At 33.7% G+C, this 20550-nt stretch carries 17 protein-coding genes and 2 other annotated features; of the genes, 16 read left to right on the top strand and 1 reads right to left on the bottom strand.

The window, feature by feature from the left end:
- Nucleotides 1–67: 67 nt before the first annotated feature.
- From BFN48_RS11040 to BFN48_RS11005, 8 genes are all read left to right on the top strand, one after another.
- Nucleotides 68–1414 (top strand): hypothetical protein, encoded by a 1347-nt coding sequence (locus BFN48_RS11040; protein WP_069650966.1) that lies wholly within the window; start codon nucleotides 68–70, stop codon nucleotides 1412–1414.
- Between the two features lie 86 nt (nucleotides 1415–1500).
- Complete coding sequence (locus BFN48_RS11035; protein ID WP_069650965.1) at nucleotides 1501–2001, top strand: hypothetical protein; 501 nt, start codon at nucleotides 1501–1503, stop codon at nucleotides 1999–2001.
- A 181-nt stretch (nucleotides 2002–2182) separates the two neighbouring features.
- Nucleotides 2183–2599, top strand: coding sequence for a hypothetical protein (locus tag BFN48_RS11030; protein ID WP_069650964.1), 417 nt, complete (start codon nucleotides 2183–2185; stop codon nucleotides 2597–2599).
- 69 nt (nucleotides 2600–2668) lie between these two features.
- Nucleotides 2669–2878 carry a hypothetical protein gene (locus BFN48_RS11025; protein WP_069650963.1) on the top strand — a complete coding sequence of 70 codons (210 nt, stop codon included), beginning with the start codon at nucleotides 2669–2671 and terminating at the stop codon, nucleotides 2876–2878.
- 138 nt (nucleotides 2879–3016) lie between these two features.
- Nucleotides 3017–3234, top strand: a binding site (T-box leader).
- Between the two features lie 112 nt (nucleotides 3235–3346).
- Nucleotides 3347–5257: a threonine--tRNA ligase gene (gene thrS / locus BFN48_RS11020; RefSeq protein ID WP_069650962.1), complete on the top strand. Its 1911-nt coding sequence runs from the start codon at nucleotides 3347–3349 to the stop codon at nucleotides 5255–5257.
- 293 nt (nucleotides 5258–5550) lie between these two features.
- Entirely contained in the window at nucleotides 5551–7500 is a 1950-nt protein-coding gene (locus BFN48_RS11015; RefSeq protein WP_069650961.1) for an OPT family oligopeptide transporter, read from the top strand.
- A gap of 59 nt (nucleotides 7501–7559) precedes the next feature.
- Complete coding sequence (locus BFN48_RS11010) at nucleotides 7560–7907, top strand: PqqD family protein (protein WP_069650960.1); 348 nt, start codon at nucleotides 7560–7562, stop codon at nucleotides 7905–7907.
- Between the two features lies 1 nt (nucleotide 7908).
- Nucleotides 7909–8271 (top strand): hypothetical protein, encoded by a 363-nt coding sequence (locus BFN48_RS11005; protein WP_069650959.1) that lies wholly within the window; start codon nucleotides 7909–7911, stop codon nucleotides 8269–8271.
- 5 nt (nucleotides 8272–8276) lie between these two features.
- Here the strand turns inward: BFN48_RS11005 and ftsH are convergent, their stop codons facing one another.
- On the bottom strand, nucleotides 8277–9836 hold the full coding sequence (gene ftsH, locus BFN48_RS11000; RefSeq protein ID WP_069650958.1) for an ATP-dependent zinc metalloprotease FtsH: 1560 nt from the start codon (nucleotides 9834–9836) through the stop codon (nucleotides 8277–8279).
- A 202-nt stretch (nucleotides 9837–10038) separates the two neighbouring features.
- Between ftsH and pepV the strand changes: the two genes are divergently transcribed.
- The 8 genes from pepV to BFN48_RS10960 all read left to right on the top strand — a co-directional run bounded on the left by pepV (nucleotide 10039) and on the right by BFN48_RS10960 (nucleotide 20544).
- Nucleotides 10039–11439 carry a dipeptidase PepV gene (gene pepV / locus BFN48_RS10995; protein WP_069650957.1) on the top strand — a complete coding sequence of 467 codons (1401 nt, stop codon included), beginning with the start codon at nucleotides 10039–10041 and terminating at the stop codon, nucleotides 11437–11439.
- A gap of 622 nt (nucleotides 11440–12061) precedes the next feature.
- A complete protein-coding gene (locus BFN48_RS10990) occupies nucleotides 12062–12652 on the top strand; it encodes a TetR/AcrR family transcriptional regulator (RefSeq protein WP_069650956.1) in 591 nt (196 codons plus the stop codon).
- A gap of 244 nt (nucleotides 12653–12896) precedes the next feature.
- Nucleotides 12897–15581, top strand: coding sequence for a phosphoenolpyruvate synthase (gene ppsA / locus BFN48_RS10985; protein ID WP_069650955.1), 2685 nt, complete (start codon nucleotides 12897–12899; stop codon nucleotides 15579–15581).
- Nucleotides 15574–16962, top strand: coding sequence for an MFS transporter (locus BFN48_RS10980; protein ID WP_069650954.1), 1389 nt, complete (start codon nucleotides 15574–15576; stop codon nucleotides 16960–16962). Before ppsA ends, BFN48_RS10980 begins: the two co-directional genes overlap by 8 nt.
- 825 nt (nucleotides 16963–17787) lie before the next feature.
- Nucleotides 17788–17919, top strand: a sequence feature (ribosomal protein L20 leader region).
- 28 nt (nucleotides 17920–17947) lie between these two features.
- Nucleotides 17948–18454, top strand: a complete 507-nt coding sequence (gene infC / locus BFN48_RS10975; protein WP_069650953.1) for a translation initiation factor IF-3 — start codon at nucleotides 17948–17950, stop codon at nucleotides 18452–18454.
- A gap of 22 nt (nucleotides 18455–18476) precedes the next feature.
- Entirely contained in the window at nucleotides 18477–18671 is a 195-nt protein-coding gene (gene rpmI / locus BFN48_RS10970; RefSeq protein ID WP_069650952.1) for a 50S ribosomal protein L35, read from the top strand.
- 32 nt (nucleotides 18672–18703) lie between these two features.
- A complete protein-coding gene (gene rplT, locus BFN48_RS10965) occupies nucleotides 18704–19060 on the top strand; it encodes a 50S ribosomal protein L20 (RefSeq protein ID WP_069650951.1) in 357 nt (118 codons plus the stop codon).
- Nucleotides 19061–19227: 167 nt separating this feature from the next.
- Complete coding sequence (locus BFN48_RS10960) at nucleotides 19228–20544, top strand: TrkH family potassium uptake protein (protein ID WP_278287342.1); 1317 nt, start codon at nucleotides 19228–19230, stop codon at nucleotides 20542–20544.
- Nucleotides 20545–20550 lie beyond the last annotated feature (6 nt).

The following is a 20550-nucleotide window of genomic DNA, read 5'->3' as shown; positions in this document are numbered from 1 at the left end:
TCAATGTTTGGGTGTCAAATTTGCTCTAAACTTTTGACACTACGTACAAGGAAGAAGAGGGTGTTATATGAAAAAAATACTTACAACAATATTAGTAATATTACTATCAATTACAAATTTTCAAGTTTTAGTTTGTGCAGATAACAATATAGAAAAATATCATATTAATTTAAAAATAGATAATACAGAAAGAGCAAAAGAAATTTATTCAAATCCTAATTTTAAAAAAGGAAATAAGTTCTTTTTAGACTATTATATTGATAAGAGTAAAAATGTTTTTCTAAATATAAATGTGTTTTTTAATAAAAGTACTTTGAAATCTAATGGCGAAGGAGTATTAAAAGTTGAAGGTAGAACATTTCCTTTAAAGTTTGAAGGGAAGTTATATAAATATAAACTTAAGAATGGGAAAGAGATATACTATGGGCCTCAAAATGTAGATATAAAGATAAGGGGTAAAAAAGAAAAATCAGCTATTGCATTATTTATAAATCCTCAAGACAATGATTATTTAGCTAGTATATCTATAGGTGAAATATATGGAAAAAACGGAACTGGATTTTTATTCTTTGGGAAACCAACAGAAGAATACATTGAATTGATAAATATGTTCAAAAACGAAGTTGAAAAAATAGAAGATAAAAACTTAAATAACTCAAGCGATACAAATAGAGTTACTGTACAAGCAGAAACTAACTATAAATATGTAGGAGAGTCATATTCAACTCAGTTATATCATGATATATATGGTCAAGAACAAAGAGAATATACTGAAAATTGGGTAGGTTATATTCATGTTCATGACAGAGGACCTGAATTAAATGTAAATGGTTCAGGTACTACACAAGTTAGAGTTTTTTCAAATACAAATGAAGTAGAATATTTTGCGTCTTCAAAAAGCGGTAATCCTGCTACTTCAATTGTAGAATCAATAACTGTTAGATTTGGCTTTAATGACTCACAACCTACTGGTGCTATTAATATTACTAATAATTCTCCAAAAGATGATGGAAAAATCGAATCGTGGGGTTATTTGTCTTATATGCCTAAAATTGGAGATTTGATTCAGTTATGGGCTAATATGTCTGCAGATTTAAAAAATTCTAACCCTGATATATCAAGTACTAACTTAAGAACTGAGTTAGGAAGAGTTGTTGAAATAGAAAAAGTAGTAGATCATATTTGGAATACTTCAACAGATTACGATAGTAGTAGATACACTATTCCTCAAGCAGAAGATGATTCAGGTAAAGGTTTAACATTCCAATTTGATTGGTCAGAGTATGCTGATGGATATGGTTATATGTATGCCGAAACAGAAATATTATATTATGTAAGTGCTGGGGATTCTATTTACACAGGGTATTTTTGGACACATCCGATAGTAGTTATATGGCAAGAGAATTTTTTATAATTAGTTTAATAAAACAAAAAAAGTATAAAGGGGTGTTTCCCCTTTGTACTTTTTATTTAGTAAAACTTTTAAGAGGGGGATTTGTGTTGAAAAAAATAGTTTTTTTTCTTATTTTTATTATGATTAGTTCATTAGTTTTAAATATATATTTTTATATGCAAATTAAAGAATTACATTCAATTACTTATAATCTGTTAACAAGAAGTTTTGATATAATAGGTCCGTTTCTTAAACCTGATAAAATGCCTTCTAAATTATGTTTAATTGGCATATCATACATAGATTTTTTGATGAGTAATAATAATACTTATAGTCTAATTAAAGAATTATATCCCGGACCTAATTGGAGTTTAGTTGCTGAAAGTATATATGAATTTAATTTGAACAAAAATAAGATGACAAATATGGATATAAACTATTTGAAAAAGCAAAGTGAAATTTTTGATAAATTGCATAAACTTTTCATTAGCAACAATTATAAAACAATTAACAAATCTGAAGCTAAGGAATTATTCAAGAATCTGGTAGAAAATGCAAGAGAATATTTTTATAATAAATATTTTTATAATAAAATGAATAAACATTAATTTCTATAACAAACAAGGGCACACGTACTTTGTCTATTAGAGAATGATGTGACCAGGCTTCAAATATTTCCTTTCCTAAATAGAAAATTAAACATGAAAATATTAACTACAGAATAAAGATAAGAAGGTAATGAAAGATAAAAAAGTAGAAAAGTAATAATGAAGATTTTGGAGGGGTGGTATGCGCAGAATTTTTTTAAATGAACAAGACTTTTACATAAAGTTAGAAGATGTAATTAGTGAGCATAAATGTTTGAGGTTAAAGCGAGATGGGAATGAGTATGAAATAATGACTGTACGCAAGCTAGGATTCTCAAAAAATAGATTATTGCATCCGATTTTAATTTATGCTGATTCATGCAAATTAAAAACTGAAAAAACATCAGAAGGAGTTATTGTGAATTTCAGTTTAAGTTTTAGACGTTTAAAAGTTTTCTATGTTATTTTGGGAATAATTTTATCTACGATTTTTTTAACTTTTAATAAATCATTTGTTGCTCCTTTAGTTTTAGTCGGTATTTTGCTGATTAATTATGCTGTTATTAGAAATAAATCTATTAGAACATTTGAACAGTTTTTATTAAATAAATTTATGTAATCTAATATAGATGACAAAGTAGTAACAGGACATTTTGTTTGTTACCTAAAATATACAGAGGTGATATTAATGGAAATTAAAAATATATTAAAGAAATTAGCCTATATATGTATTTTTTTAGCTGTTATTACTTTGATTTATGGTTTTGTAGAATTATCAATATTTAAGCATTATTTAATATTGATACTAATAGTTACTCTTTTTATTGCTGTTTCGTTTATATTATTAGCTCTTAGTGAAATATTAGAGTGGTTACATTTTTTGACAAAGCAAAAATAATTCTGATAGAGAATATTAATTAAGTTTTGAAATAAGAGATTTTTATTGATGTGACATTATCATAAAAAAATCACATAAAATACATATTTTTCTTGACAAAACTATAAAATATATTTATAATTTATTAAAAATTCATATGCTAAAGCTGTGAAGGGAAGAGTAAACTAGAAACAGTCTTAAAGAGAGGGGAGTACCGTAGGCTGAGAGTCTCCCTAAGATATGACTAGTTGAAAACTACCCCTGAGTTGTATCCGAAACCTAATTTTAGGGTAAGGATTTCCGTTGACTGCGTTAAAGTCCTTAAGAGGGTTTGTACCAATTAGGGTGGAACCGCGGGAATATCTCCCGTCCCTAGCTATATGCTGGGGATGGGAGTTTTTATTTTTCTTAAATGACATAGTAAAATGACACTAAATATCTAGTACCAAGTATCCAGCACCAAGTACTAAAAAATTAGGAGGGATGTAGATGGCTAAAATTAAAATTACTTTACCAGATGGTTCTGTAAGAGAGTATGAAAAAGGTGTTAGTGTATTTGATGTGGCTAATGATATAAGTAGTGGATTAGCTAGAGCGGCTGTAGGAGCTAAAATAAATGGAAAGGTAGTAGGATTAAATCATATAATTGAAGAAGATGCTTCTATGAGTATATTGAAATTTAGTGATGATGAAGGAGCAGATATTTTTAGGCATACAAGTGCTCATATTCTTGCACAAGCTGTTAAAAGATTATATCCGAATACTAAATTAGCAATAGGACCTGCCATCGAAAATGGTTTTTACTATGATTTTGATTCAGAGCATAAATTCACACCAGAAGATTTAGAGAAGATTGAAGCAGAGATGAAAAAGATTGTTAAGGAACAACTTGATATAGAAAGGTTTGAACTACCAAGAGAAGAAGCGATAAAATTCTTAAAAGATAAAGGTGAAGATTATAAAGTTGAATTAGTAATGGATTTACCTGAGGATGCAGTAATATCTTTTTACAAACAAGGTGAATTTGTTGATTTATGTGCCGGGCCACACTTGCCAAATACAAAAAAGGTTAAAGCAATAAAATTATTAAGTATAGCCGGGGCATATTGGCGTGGTGATGAAAACAATAAGATGCTTCAGAGAATATATGGAACTTCTTTTGAAAAGAAAAAGGATTTAGATGAATATCTGCATAGACTTGAAGAAGCTAAGAAAAGAGATCATAGGAAGTTAGGTAAGGAATTAGATTTATTTAGTATACAAGAAGAAGGTCCAGGCTTCCCGTTCTTCCATCCGAAAGGAATGGTTATCAGAAATATTTTAGAAGATTTTTGGAGAAAAGAACATATTAAAAGAGGTTATGGAGAGGTAAAAACACCTATTATATTAAATGAAGAATTATGGCATAGATCTGGACACTGGGATCATTATAAAGAAAATATGTATTTTACAAATATTGATTCTGTTGACTATGCTATAAAGCCAATGAACTGCCCAGGAGCAATGCTGCTTTATAAGAGAAAGATGTACAGTTATAGAGATTTCCCTATTAGAATGTGTGAATTAGGCTTAGTGCACAGACATGAATTATCTGGAGTATTGCATGGGCTTATGAGAGTTAGATCATTTACTCAAGATGATGCTCATATTTTCATGCTACCAGAACAAGTAAAAGACGAGATAAAGGGTGTAATTGATTTTGTTGACTATGTTTATAATATATTTGGTTTCAAGTATCATATAGAGCTTTCAACAAGACCAGAAAATTCGATGGGAACTGATGAAGAATGGGAATTAGCGACAAATGCGCTTAGAGAAGCTTTAGAAGAAAAAGGGCTTGAGTTTAAGGTTAATGAAGGAGATGGAGCTTTTTACGGTCCGAAAATAGATATTCACCTAGAGGATGCTATAGGCAGGACATGGCAGTGCGGAACAATACAGTTAGATTTCCAAATGCCACAGAGATTTGATCTAACATACGTAGGAAGTGATGGTAATAAGCATAGACCAATAATGCTTCATAGAGTTATTTTCGGAAGTATTGAAAGATTTATTGGAATTTTAATAGAACATTATGCAGGTAAATTCCCTGTTTGGTTAGCGCCTGTACAAGTAAGCATATTGCCTATTTCTGACAAATTTAATGAATATGCATTTGAAGTTAAGAAAATATTAGAAGAAAAAGATATAAGAGTTGAAGTTGATACAAGAGCAGAAAAAATAGGATATAAAATCAGAGAAGCACAGCTTAATAAAGTTCCTTATATGCTTATTGTAGGAGAAAAAGAAGCAGAAAATAAAACAGTTTCTGTGAGAGCAAGAGGCGAAGGAGATATAGGAGCATTTGATATTGAAGGATTTCTTAATAGAATATTGGATGAAATAAAGAATAAGAAGTAATTAATAGCACCTATCGAAAGATAGGTGTTATTTTTTTTGAAAAATATTTTTTAAAAAAATAATTTGAGAAGGAATTTTGTGAGAAATATAGAATATATTCTTAATAGTGATAATTGGCAACATTCTGAAAATTCCCAAGAATCAAACATATTCAAGTGGGAGAGTTTTGCAATCTCTAAAATCTCCATAAATTAATTGGGGATTTTATGGAAATAAAACAAAGTAGGAAGGGGGGAGAATGGAGAAATTAGCTTATTATTTAATAAAAAATTATATAAAAGGGGGAAATATTAATGTCAGAAGTAAAAAGAGGTTTGTCTGACGCTGCTTATAATCCAAAGGCAGGAGAAGAGTATGTTCCATTTATACCTGCCAACAAAGTGATGCCTGAATTTACAGCTACAGCAATCATCATAGGTATTCTTATGGCTATTGTGTTTGGTGCAGCAAATGCTTACCTAGGATTAAGAGTAGGTATGACTATTAGTGCATCAATACCAGCAGCAGTTATTTCAATGGGTATCATAAGAGGTATAATGAAAAAAGAATCAATACTTGAAAACAACATGGTTCAAACTATAGGATCAGCCGGTGAATCACTTGCAGCAGGTGCTATATTTACATTACCAGCACTTTTCATTTGGTCTCAAGAATTAGGAATGGATGCTCCAAGTTTATTTAGAATAATAGTTGTATCACTTATAGGTGGTATACTAGGTGTATTATTAATGGTTCCTTTAAGAAAAGCGCTTATTGTTAACGAGCATGGTAAACTTCCATATCCTGAAGGAACTGCTTGTGCTGAGGTTCTTGTAGCAGGGGAAGTTGGAGGAGCTAAAGCAAAAACTGTATTTATGGGATTAGGAGTAGGTGCACTTTATAAGTTTATAGCTGACGGAATTAAGTTGTTCCCAAGCGAAATTGAATGGGAAATAACAGGATATAAAGGTGCAGCAATAGGTGGAGACGTACTACCTGCACTATTAGGTGTTGGTTTCATTATAGGACCTAGAATTTCTGCTTATATGCTAGGTGGTGCTGTTCTAGGTTGGTTAGCTATAATACCTTTGATCTCACATCTTGGCGAATTTATAACAACACCTATATATCCAGCACCTGTGCCAATTAAAGAATTAGGATATTGGGGAATTTGGAATTTCTATATCCGTTATGTAGGTGCAGGAGCTGTTGCATTTGGTGGTATTATTAGCTTGATTAAATCTTTACCACTTATAGCTAGAACATTTAAAGAAGCTCTTGGTGGATTTAAAGCAGGCTTTGAAAATGAAGGCAGCTTAAGAACTGATCAAGATATGTCTATGACATTAGTTGTTGTAGGAGTAGTTGTATTAGTACTTATAATGATGTTTACAGATATTGTTCCAGTAGGCATTACAGGAGCTATATTAATAGCAATATTTGGTTTCTTCTTTGCAACAGTTTCATCAAGATTAGTAGGTTTGGTTGGAAGTTCATCAAACCCAGTATCAGGTATGACAATTGCTACATTATTAATTACATCTATCATATTCAAAGCTATAGGTTTTGATGGACCTGCAGGAATGATAGGTGCACTTTCTGTTGGTGCTGTAATTTGTATAGTTGCAGCAATAGCAGGTGACACATCTCAGGACTTAAAAACTGGTTTCTTAGTAGGTGCAACTCCTAAGAAGCAACAGTATGGTGAGCTTATTGGTGTTATCGCTTCAGGTTTAGTAATAGGTTTTGTATTGTTATTATTAAATAATGCTTGGGGATTCGGTTCAGCTGAATTACCAGCTCCACAAGCTACATTGATGAGATTAGTTATTGAAGGTGTTATGCAAGGTAACTTACCATGGGCACTTGTATTTACAGGTGTAGGTATTGGTATAGTTATAGAATTAATGGGTATTCCAGTATTACCAGTTGCAGTTGGTTTGTACTTACCTATCCACTTAAGTACACCAATTATGGTTGGTGGTTTATTAAGAGGAATATTAGAAAAGAGAAAAGAAGCAGAATCAGTTATTAAAGAAAAGATTGAAAGTGGTGTACTATATTCATCAGGATTAATTGCGGGAGAAGGTTTATTAGGTATTTTATTAGCTATATTTGCTGTAATACCAGTAGGTGCTAAGAAACTTGGAGATGTAATTGCATTTGGTAATGGTGTATTGGGCAAATATGGCGCATTGATTGTATTTATATTGTTGGTATTAACATTGATGAAATACTCATTCTGGAAAAAAGTAGAAGAGTAAACTAATGAAAGGGGATAATTATTATCCCCTTTCAATAATAACTTCACTTAGGAGGTCATATGAAAAAGAAAAATGAAAATTTCTTAGAGTTTGTTCCAATAAGGTCTGAGAAGGTAGATTGGGAGATAAAAGGAGAAAATGTAGTTCTTATAGTGTATAGAAATTCTTTTATTGATAAATTAGTAAGAAAGTTTTTTAATACGCCAGAAAAGATGACTATTGATTTAGATGAAATCGGCAGTACTGTTTGGCAGGCGATCGATGGTAAAAGAGATATATATGAAATATCACAAATTGTTAAGGATAAATTTGGTAAAAATGCAGAGCCGCTGTTAGATAGATTAATAACTTATATTAATATTTTGAAGAATAACGATTTTATTAAATTATTGAAAAAGAAGGGATAGTATGATTAATTACATATTAGGAATTGTGTTTTTTGCTTTAGCAACAATGTTTATATATTCATGGGGATATGTAAAAGAACAGAGGATGGATACAGAATTAAAAATTAAATTGACTAAAAAAGCCCAAAGAAAAGTAATAAGTGCTTTAAAAAGAAATGGTGCAATGACTAAAAAGGAATTAGGAAATATATTATCCAATCTTAGGGTTTCGAATTTTGGTAGCAAAAGAAAGCTTATAATAAAGAATACAGAAGATTTTACTAAATCTTTATTACAAGAGATGGTTAGAAAAGGTATGTTAGAGATTGATTATAAAAGTAAACCTAAAAAATATTATTTAAAAGAAAAAAATGCCACAAATTAGTGGCATTAAGTGGCAGTTTTTAAAGGAACTTTATACTTAGAAAATATGTTATCTAATTCATTACCTTCGATTGTTTCATATTCAAGAAGATAATTTGCGATATCTATAAGGATTATTTTATTTTCTTCAATTAGCTCTAAAGTTTTTTTATAGCAATCATCTATTATCATTTTTATTTCTTTTTCTATTTTATCTATATTATATTTTATATATTGTTCTTTAATAGCTATATTTCCTAACGAACTCATGCCGTAGCTACACACCATTTCTTGAGCAATTTCAGTGGCCTTAGCCAAGTCATCTTTTGCACCGGTTGTTATTTCACTAAAAATTATTTCTTCAGCGGCTCTTCCTCCTAAAAGAACCATAATTTTAGAAATAAGTTCTTTTTTGGTGTGTAAATATCTATCCTCATCAGGAAATTTTAATACATATCCTAAAGCCTGACCTCTAGGCACTATAGAGATTTTTTGAATCATATCAACCTTTAGTAGTTTACCTATAAGCGCATGGCCTGCTTCGTGATGAGCAACTATATTTTTTTCCTTGAATAAAATAGATGGATGTTTTAGTTCTAAACCAGCAATTACTCTTTCTATAGCAGAGTTAAAATCTTCAATGTCTATTAGAGTTTTATTCTTTCTTACAGCTATTATAGCAGCTTCATTGGCTATATTAGCTAATTGAGCTCCAGAAAATCCATGAGTTTTTTTTGCTATTTCTTCAATTTTGACACTTGAGTCTAGAGGTTTATTTTTAGTGTGAACCTTTAATATTTCTTCTCTGGCTTTTACATTAGGGTTACCAACATATATATGCCTATCGAATCTTCCTGGTCTAAGTAGAGCTTCGTCTAATAGATCAAGTCTATTTGTTGCACCAATTACAATGATAGTTTGATTTTTATTAAAACCGTCCATTTCAATTAGCAACTGATTCAATGTTTGGTCTTTTTCGTTATTACTATCTAGGTTTCTCTTTGAACCTATTGCATCAATTTCATCAATAAATATTATACTAGGAGCTTCTTTTTTTGCTTTTTCAAATAAAGTCCTTATTCTTTTGGCTCCGACACCTACATATTTTTCTACGAATTCTGAACCACTAGCATAGAAAAATGATGAATTAGTTTCACCTGCTACGGCTTTAGCTAGAAGAGTTTTGCCAGTACCAGGTGGTCCATAAAAAAGTATGCCATTTGGAATTTTAGCTCCCATTTTGTTATATTTTTCGGAGTTATTGATAAAATCAATAACTTCTTGAAGTTCTTCTTTTATTTCATCTAATCCTGCAACATCATTAAATGAGACTTTTGGCTTGTTATTATCTTTTGAGCCATCTTCCTTTTTTTTCTTTTCACTAGTAATAGCTGCAGGAACTAGCTGAGGTTTACTGTCGAGTTTTAGATAATATATTAATAAACATAAAGATATGATCCAAATAAGGAAACTATCACCTAATGTAAAGTTATTAAGTGATAGAAAAGTTAAATATTTATCATGAAGTAAAAGTGTAGATATTGTTAAACTGATTATAGTTAATGCGAATACTATTCTCTTTTTCAATATAGAATCACCCTTTATTAATGTGATATTTTTAAGTCAGATTATTAATTTTTTTCGTTTAGTTTTATTATTAGTTTAACCAAATGGATATGTAATATTTAATAGATATAGAAGTTATAGAGGAAAAATAAATAGTATATAGAATAGTTATAATGACTATATTAAATTTTAAATTTCAGTTTTTGAAAAAGGAGGTTTTGTTATGGATTTTGAAAAAATAATAGATAGTTACAAAGATGACATTATTAAATCGACTCAAGAACTTATAAGAATAAAGAGTGTTGAAGGTGAGCCAAAATCAGGCATGCCATTTGGCGAAGGACCAAATGAAGCACTTGAATATGCATTGAAATTAGCTGAAAGTATGGGTTTTGAAACTTTAAATGTTGATGGATATGCAGGACATGCAGATTTAGGAGAAGGAGACGAAGTTGTAGGAGTATTAGTACATTTAGATGTTGTTCCAGAAGGTGATGGCTGGACTTATCCACCTTATGCTGCTGAAATACATGACGGAAAAATATATGGTAGAGGTGCTATTGATGATAAGGGACCTACAGTAGCTGCTTTATATGCTATGAAGTCTATAAAAGAGTCGGGAGCTAAACTTAATAAAAAAATCAGAATAATATTTGGAACTAATGAAGAATCTGGATGGGGCGGTATTAATTATTATCTTAAGAAAGTAAAGGCTCCAGATTTAGCTTTTACACCAGATGCAGACTTTCCAGTTATACATGGTGAAATGGGTATATTAATTTTTAATATTGAGAAAAAATTTGAAAAGAAATGTAATTGTGCAGTTAAGATAAACTATATAAAAGGTGGTAATAGACCTAATATGGTTCCAGACTATTGTGAGGCAATGCTTGAAGTAGTTGATGAAAAGAAAGGTTTTGTTAAAGAGAAATTTGATAAATTTGTAGAAAGAACAGGATATAAACTTTCATTAGAGGATAAAGGAAAGCAGGTAATAATTAAGTCTTATGGTATATCTGCACATGGTAGTACTCCACAGGCAGGGAAAAACGCTATTTCTCAGTTGATTGCATTTTTAGGAGAAGTAGTTGAATGTGATTGTGATGCAAGTGAATTTGTTAAGTTATACAATAAAAAAATAGGTATGGAATATAATGGTCAATCTATAGGCTGTGGATTTGAAGATAGTGTGTCTGGTAAATTAGTATTTAATGTTGGTGTTATAAATATGAATGAAGATGAGGTTAAAGTTTTAGTGAATATAAGATATCCGATAGAATATAAGAGTGAAGATGTTTATAAGGGAATGGAGGAAGAATTGAAAGGTACGGGAGTAAAAATAGTACATATAGAACATTTACCACCTATATATGTTCCAAGTGAAGATACACTTGTTCAAAAATTAATGAGTGTGTATAGGGAAGTTACTGGTGACCATGAAAGTAAGCCTATAACAATAGGTGGGGGAACTTATGCAAGAGCTATGAAAAATGCTGTGGCATTTGGACCATTATTCCCTGGTCAAGAAGAATTAGCTCATCAAAAAGATGAATATATAGCTATAGATGATTTGATTAAAATAACAAAATTATATGCAAAAGCTTTATATGAGCTTGCAAGATAGTATTTTACTGATTTATTGGCTAACAGCTATTATCTTTGCTGTTAGCCTTTTTTGAAAACTATAACAAAGCAAGATAAAGCTATATATTACTAAAAATAAGGTGTTCTAATTGAAATATAAACTGTTTGTAAATATAAGTCAAATAAAAGGAATTTTAAGTAATAAAATTAATCGCTTAATGGAGGTGTTTAAATATAGAACAGTCAAATATAATATTATCACTGCAGTCTTCGATTAAAGAAAATAAAATTGTATCAGTTTTTTCTAATATAAATTAACTTGATAAATGTTCAGTTGGTATTGTTGAAAAGATTCCTTCTGAGCAAATATGTATGAAACATAGGTTACTATGAAGCTGGTAGTGCTATAAATGAAGTTGATGAAGAGGGGTTTACTTCTACCATATGGGCAGTACATGAAGGTTATTTGTAGCTAGTTAAATATTTAATAACAACAAATCCGTATGCAGTTAAAAACGATTTGTTCCACATATTAAGAATCGGCGATGCGTCTCGAAAAAAATTTGTTGACGAACATATTAATGTGATTTATAATCTACCTTAGAAACTGTAGATACATTTTTGGTTTCCTTGGTTTTCTTAAAACTGATTGGAGGTGTTTTATGGAAGATAATCGCTTGCGTATTGTTCAGGCGGCCCATGATTTGTTTAATGCTCGGGGGTATAAGAGCGTAACTATTAGTGATTTGGCCGATCGATTGGGAATGAGTAAAAAGACGATTTACCAATATTTTTCCGGGAAAGAGGAAATAGCAGCTGCTGTAATAGAAGGTGCGCTAGGTCGGGTAAATGAAATTATCGATATGGCGGAATCCCAACAGTCCGACCCTCTGCATGCTCTTCAGGATGCGTTAATACAAGTGAAGGATCAAATTACTCTTCTTGGACCTTTGTTTTTAGAGGATGTACAAAAATATCTTCCTGACTTATGGAAACGAATCGAACAACATAGGGCTGAAAAAATCAAATTCATTGAGCGTTTGTTACAGCGGGCTCAGGATGCCGGGTTGGTAAAAGATATTGAGCCGCGTCTGGCAATGGTGATTTTTTTTGAGGCAGGACAGGCTTTAATCAGACCCGATTCTCTTTCTCGACATGGGTTCTCAATGGTGGACGTTTTGGATGCTTTAATCAAAATCTTCTGTACGGGAATTGTGGAACCAAAGATATTTGAGCCAAACGTCAAGCTCTGATGGATTCTGATTTTTTTGTAACAGATTCCTATTTTGCGAAGTAAACGTGGCAAATATGCAAATTGTTGACTGCCCCCCGCTGATCTGTAGTAGCAGGAGGGGCTATCGCACGTCGTTTGGAAACCGTAAATAATATAAACGTCCCCCTGGTTCCATAAATTCTTTAAAGTGTAGACATGGCTAGATAAAGCTTCTCTGGGTGCCAAATGAATGCAGGGGATAAACGAAGAGGAGGGATGATGAAATGGAGAAATACATATTGTATTTCAAAGAGATCGATAAGACACACTTGCCGTTAGTGGGCGGAAAGGGAGCAAATCTGGGTGAAATGACAAAAGCAGGAATTCCGGTTCCACAAGGTTTTTGCGTGACGACTTTGGCCTATCGTAAATTTATCGAAACAAGTCAAGAGATGGGTGAACTTTTCAACCAGCTCGATAGGGTAAGTCCGGACTCTTTAAAAGAAATCCGTATATTGGGAAAACGTATTCGGGAACACCTGCAATCCATTTCCATGCCTGATGATATTCAATCTGCGATTCTGCAGGCATGGGAACGTACCGGAGATGGAAAATCGTATGCGGTCCGTTCCAGTGCGACGGCGGAAGACTTGCCAACAGCCTCTTTTGCGGGGCAACAAGAAACGTATTTGAATGTACGAGGGCAAGAGCAACTGCTCCATGCCATACAAAAGTGCTGGGCTTCTCTGTTTACGGATCGTGCTATCTCATATCGGGCGAAAAACGGGTTCGACCATCGTTCTGTATTTCTTTCGGTTGTCGTTCAAGAAATGGTTTTTCCAGAAGTGTCGGGGATCATGTTTACGGCGGACCCCATTTCGGGTAATCGAAAAATCATTTCCATTAATGCCAGTTTTGGTTTGGGCGAAGCGCTTGTATCTGGGCTTGTATCACCCGATTTATATCAAATTCGGTCTGGTGAAATCATCAAAAAACAGATATCCAGAAAGAAAATTGCGATTTACCCTGTGCCAGAAGGTGGAACAATTACAAAGAACATCCCTGCCGAAAAACAAGAAGTCCAAGCGCTGTCTGACCAGAAAATCCTCGAATTGGCGAAAATAGGTCAGAAGATTGAGGAACATTATGGATCGGAACAAGACATTGAATGGTGTTTGGTGGACGGGAAATTTTACATCGTACAGAGCCGACCTATCACCTCTCTCTATCCAGTACCGCATATCACGGATGACAAATTACACGTGTTTTTTTCGTTTGGCCATCAGCAAATGATGACAGACGCGATGAAACCGCTGGCGATTTCGTTTTGGCGCACCATGATCCCTTTCGGGAAAAAAGGTTCGGTCCGTTCCGAGAGCTATGCATTTCTTGAGGCCGGCGGAAGGTTATTTATTGACATTACTGAACTTCTTTGCCTGAAGCCGGTTCGAAAGATTTTGCCTCGCGTTTTGAGCGGCATTGATGAGTTAATCGCCAGTGCGATATCTGAATTAATCGAACGCGGTGACTTTCAATGTAAACCAAACAAACAGATAAAAAGAAAAGTGGTTCGAATAGTTCTTCCGTTTGCCAAGAACGTCATCAAAAACTTGTTTTTCAGGGATCCTTCTCAGGGAATAAAATACGTGAATGATTTTATGCTGCGATCAATTAAAGAATGTGAAAGCTTTGTGAATGGGGCTTCCGGAGCAGAGAGAATCAAACGAATCCAAGAGAGCCTCGGGAATCTGCTACTAACCTCGCCTTATCCGCTCTTGAATGTCGTGCCTTATCCGCTTTCAGGGGTTGTGGCATTGAAGCTGATCGAACGTTTGAGCCAAAAGTGGTTGGGGGATCAGCAAAGCGTTCACTTGTTAAATAAATTAAAGAAATCGTTGCCCGGAAATGTTACAACCGAACTGGGATTGATGATTGGAGATTTGGCTGATGCAGCAAGGCCGTATCCTCAAGTGATCGACTACCTGCAAAGGGCGAAGGATGAGACGTTTTATGAAGGGCTTGGTCGGATTCGGGAAGGAGAGGCGTTTGGGAAGAAGCTGGTTCAATTTATGGATAAATACGGGATGCGCTGTCCCGGTGAAATTGATGTAACCAATCCACGATGGCGAGAAGCACCAACCCTGCTTGTGCCGTCCATTATGAGCCATATCCGAAGTGTTGCTCCCGGTGAACATCGGGAGAAGTTCAGACGGGGAGAGAGGGAAGCTGAACAAGCGGCTAAGGAGATTCTCTCACGTATCGGAAAGACCCGCGGCGGATATCTCAAAAAGAAACTAATGTCCCGCCTTATTACTGTATTTCGTAGTGGAATGGGAATGCGAGAGCATCACAAGTACATTATTATTCAACATTTTGATATTTACAAGCAAGCCATTTTGGATGAAGGACGGGCCCTTGTTGGTAAAGGTATCTTGGAACATGAGCAGGATGTATTCTATCTATCACTGGAAGAACTTCTAGCATTGGAAGAGAATCGTTTTTCCGGCAACATCCGCGAACTTGTTCAATCACGAAAAATAAAATACGAACAATACCAAAAACTCACTCCTCCTCGTGTCATGACAAGCGAAGGAGAAGTGATTACGGGAAGACAACGTGATATTGAAGCCCCAGAAGGTGCATTGATCGGTACGCCGGTTTCTGCAGGGGTTGTAGAAGGAGTTGCACGAGTGGTTTTGAGACCAGAGGAAGCTAAACTCAACCCAGGTGAAATATTGGTTGCACCCTTTACCGATCCGGGATGGACTCCTCTCTTTAATTCAGCAAAAGGCCTGGTTATGGAGGTCGGCGGTATGATGACTCACGGGGCAGTGGTTGCACGCGAATATGGGATTCCTGCAGTTGTAGGCATCGATAGAGCAACCGAGATTATTAAAGACGGCGACTATATTCGCGTGGACGGAACAAAAGGTTACGTCCAAATATTGGAAGGTGATAAAGATGCGTAACCGTATATCTATTCCATTTACAGGGATTCTTTTTGGAACAGCGGCGAATATGTTGATGCAGACAGTCATTGCTACCATCTTACCTCAGATCATGAATGAATATGGAGGTTGGCAATGGTATGGTTGGGTGTTCAGCAGCTTCATAATCGTATCTACCATTACGATTCCTTTGTTTGCAAAGATGGCCGACTTATACGGTTATAAGAAATTCTATATGATCGGAATGACAATCTTTATAGTCGGCTCTTTGCTATGTGGCCTTGCCCCATCTATGACATTTTTGATCGGGGCGCGAATGGTTCAGGGATTGGGTGTGGGGGCTATTGGTCCAGTGACCATAGCTCTGATAAGTAATTTATTTTCTTTGGAAAAGCGCGGTTCTGCTATGGGGATTTATGCTGCCACACAATTACTATCGAATGTGGTCGGGCCGATTTTGGGTGGTTTCATAGCACAAAACTTTGGTTGGCCTTGGGCGTTTTACATGGTCATTCCGGTTGGACTGCTGTCTCTGTTGTTGATTTATCCGCTGCGTTTGCCATCTAATCAAACATCTCACGGTTCAATTCGTCAACTCGACATGATTGGAGCTTTGCTTTTTGGTAGTTTCATTGCCCTTTTCATTCAAGGTTGGACTCGGTTAGGGAAAACGGGGCTAGATCAGATATCTTTGTCTATTTTTGTGGCAAGCCTCGTTTTGTTTGCTCTATTTGTTCTTCATGAAAAACGACATCCATATCCTGTGATTCCACCGGAATTTATTCGTATCAAGAATGTCCGTTTAGCAAATATAACCGCTTTCTTGATTGGATTATTGATGTATGGGGCGATTGCCATATTGCCGCTCTACTCTGAAAAGGTTTTAGGAAATGGTTCTATGAATAGCGGCAAGTTGCTTATTCCGCTCACTGTTGGCATAGGTCTTGGAACCATTCTTAGTGGACGTGCAGTAAAAAAGTATAGCTACAAAGCGTTGGCCCAAATTGGATGGTTAACTTTATTTCTAAGTTTAGCTATATTAACTGCAATGAGCTTCCTGAATGTATTTAATTACTGGATATATGTATTCATCTTTACTATGGGATTTGGAATAGGGACCCTATTACCCACGTTTTTATTACCAGCTCAAAGCGCAGTTTCTAAAAATGAGCAAGCTATAATCGGTGGAATGGTTCAATTGAGCCGAAACAGCGGAGGAGCTATTGGTATTCCAATATTAACAGGCCTTCTTTTTATCTCAGAGCGTTTCGGATTAACATTTAATGGGGGATATTGGCTAATTTTCTTATTTCTTTGTGTATGTACTCTTTTTGGATTATTCGTTGGTATGCAATATAAAGGGTCCATTAAGGAAGAATTAAACGAAACAGAGAGAGTGTGACAGTAAAAGGGTAAGAGATTATTTATTCGGGGTAGATCATGACTTGACAACAAATTTTACAGGAGATCCCTTATCATCACCTTAAAGATCGGGCTAATCAAATATTGGATCAGCTTAAAATTCAATCTGTTCAGGAGTTAAATCTTCGTAAGAACGTTAGGAATTTTAGAATTTCAGAAGCTGTTCAAAAACATTATTCCTACTTTTACGAAAAGCTATTATTTCATCTAAAAGGTTACAAATATCAGCAAAGGAACAATCATTGGGATTAGTTAAACTGCAAATGTAAGTATGTTTCTTGCTTTCGACATCAAAGTCTGCCCAAAACATTTTTCCATTAGCTTTTGGGCAGAGAACTCTACCCTTTTTTGTAACATCTTCAGGAAGTTTGGTATACTCTTAACAATGGTTGTCTTGTAATAATCGAGGGTCTGTTCTTTTCTCTTTCTGTCTATGTAACCAGCATCATAGACATTTGTTCTTGTAATAGTCACGCTAGTATTCTATTGGTGATTTATTCCCAAGTCTGGAATGAAGCCTTTTGCAGTTATAAAAAGTTTCTACATATTCAATTATAAATAGTTTGGCTTCTACTGAACGAGGATAGAAAACACTAAGTCTGCATAAAACTGCGGGTTTTTTTGCTGTTTTTGATACATTTCTATATGTACCGTTATATGGCAAAAATCGAGTATTTTCAAGTATTACGTTGTAAAATTCATATTGATAAATTATGGTCATAGAGAAAGGAGATTATCATAAAATAAATAAATATGTAATAAATTATTGACAAAAAGGATATTTTAGAATATAATGTACTGGAGCAAAATAAAGTAGAAGCTATCCGCTTCTCACCCTATGGCTCGGCTTATAGGGTTAATTATGGCAAAGTTGTACTTTATTTATGCATTTTAGGCGGATAGTATATTCTTTTACTATCCGCTTTTATATATTATAAGGAAAAAATACCAGGAGGTGTCCTAATATTAAAGAACTTCAAATTAATGAACAAATCAGGGATAAGGAAGTAAGATTAATAGACGTAGATGGTAGTCAGCTTGGAGTAATGCCAGTAAAGAAAGCACAACAAATAGCAAGAGAAAGAAAGCTTGACTTGGTTAAGGTTGCACCTAATGCAAATCCACCAGTATGCCGTATAATGGATTATGGCAAGTACAAGTACGAGCAAGCTAAAAAGGCTAAAGAAGCAAAGAAAAATCAAAAGGTGATTAATGTTAAGGAAATTAGGTTAACACCTAACATTGAAGAACATGATTTGAACGTAAAGGCTAAAAAAGCTGTTAAATTTTTGAAAAATGGTGATAGAGTTAAAGTAACAGTAAGATTTAGAGGTAGAGAATTGGGCTATACTGATAAAGGTGAAGAAGTATTGATGAAGTTTGCAGAATTAACAAAAGAAGTTGGTAATATAGATAAAAAGCCTAAACTTGAAGGAAGAAATATGACTATGATTTTAAGTCCTATAAATTAATTAACTGAGGGGAGGAATTCAGATGCCAAAAATGAAAACTCATAGAGGAGCTGCTAAAAGATTTAAGAAAACAGGCAAAGGACAACTTAAAAGATATAAGGCTTATAAGAGCCATATATTAACTAAAAAGACTGCAAAGAGAAAGAGAAATCTTAGAAAATCCTCATTAGTTAGTGCAGCTGACTATAAGAGAGTTGGTAAGTTACTACCATACTAAAATAATGATATACGTAAAGGAGGTAGCATAGAATGGCAAGGGTAAAAAAAGCATTAAATGCTAGAAAAAAGCATAAAAAGATATTAAAACTTGCAAAAGGTTATTATGGAGCAAAAAGTAAGCAGTTCAGACCAGCAAATGAAGCTGTAATGAGATCACTTAGATTTGCTTATATAGGTAGAAAGTTAAGAAAGAGAGATTTTAGAAAGCTTTGGATAAGCAGAATAAATGCTGCTGCTAGACTAAATGGAATGTCATACAGCAGATTTATAAATGGACTTAAAAAAGCTAATATAGAAATAAATAGAAAAATGTTATCAGAAATGGCTATACATGATCCAGAAGGATTCAAAAAACTTGTTGAAGTTGCAAAAAGTAGTTTAAACTAATATAAAAATAAAAGTTCCGGTTACGGGACTTTTATTTTTTCAAACATAACTTTTAATAATAGGTATAAAATGGTATAATAAAAATAATTTAAGTTGTAATAATACACAATAATATTTACTAGGGGATGATTACAATAGAGCTAAGACGTCGACTAAATCAACTTAAATTGAATCCCGCTCAAGTTTTAGTTTTAGGCTTTGCTGGACTAATATTAATAGGTGCAACATTACTTAATCTGCCAATTGCATCTCAAGATGGTAAGAGTATCGGATTTGTAAATGCTCTATTCACAGCAGCTTCAGCTGTTTGTGTTACAGGGCTGGTAGTTGTGAATACTGCTACTCATTGGACAATATTTGGTAAAGTAGTTATACTGATATTATTGCAAATTGGCGGTTTAGGTTTTATGACTTTAGCTACTTTAGTAGCTTTGCTGCTAGGTAGAAGAATAACTCTTAAAGAAAGACTTATAATACAAGAAGAGTTAAATCAGTTTACGTTATCAGGTCTTGTAAAATTGACTAGATATGTAATAATATCGACAATAATGATTGAAGGTCTGGGAGCGCTACTGTTATCAATAAGATTTATTCCAACATATGGTTTTATTAAAGGAGTAAGTTTTTCGATATTCCATTCAATATCAGCTTTTTGTAATGCAGGTTTTGATTTAACTGGAGAAAGTATGGTACCTTTTGTTGATGATGTTATTGTAAATCTAACTGTTATCTTTTTAGTTATAGTTGGTGGTTTGGGTTATACAGTATATATGGATATTTCACAGAATAAAAAGTTTAAGAAGTTTTCATTACATACTAAGTTAGTTCTAATTATTTCGGCTTTATTGTTACTATTTAGTTTTTTAGTTATTTTCATAGTTGAATATAATAATCCTGCTACATTAGGGAAGTTAAGCTTTAAAGGTAAGATATTGGCTTCAGCTTTTCAGGCTATGACACCTAGAACTGCTGGATTCAATAGTATAGATACAGGTGCAGTTACCAATACTACAGCTTTTCTAACAATAATACTAATGTTTATAGGAGGGTCTCCAGGTTCTACTGCTGGAGGAATTAAGACAACTACAGTTGGTGCTATAGTATTGGCTATAATTTCTGTAATAAGAGGTACTAATGATGTTGAGGTCTATAGAAAGAGAATACCACATGATTTAGTTTATAGAGCATTGGCTGTTGTAGGTATCGGTTTAGCTTTAATTATTTTTGTAACTATGATATTATCATTAACAGAGAAAGAAGCATCATTTTTAGATATATTCTTTGAAACGACATCTGCTTTTGGAACAGTAGGTTTAAGCAGAGGACTTACACCGAATTTATCTGTATTAGGCAGATTAATTATTACTCTTACAATGTTTGCAGGTAGAGTAGGACCACTTACGATGGCGTTTGCATTTGCAAAGAAACAAAGAGAATATAAGGGAACTTATAGATATCCAGAAGAGAGGATTTTGGTAGGTTAGGAAGGT

It is taken from the genome of Caloranaerobacter ferrireducens, assembly GCF_001730685.1.
Classification (GTDB): domain Bacteria; phylum Bacillota; class Clostridia; order Tissierellales; family Thermohalobacteraceae; genus Caloranaerobacter; species Caloranaerobacter ferrireducens.
Note: the sequence above shows the minus strand (reverse complement) of the source record. Positions and strands in the feature narration are given on the sequence as shown.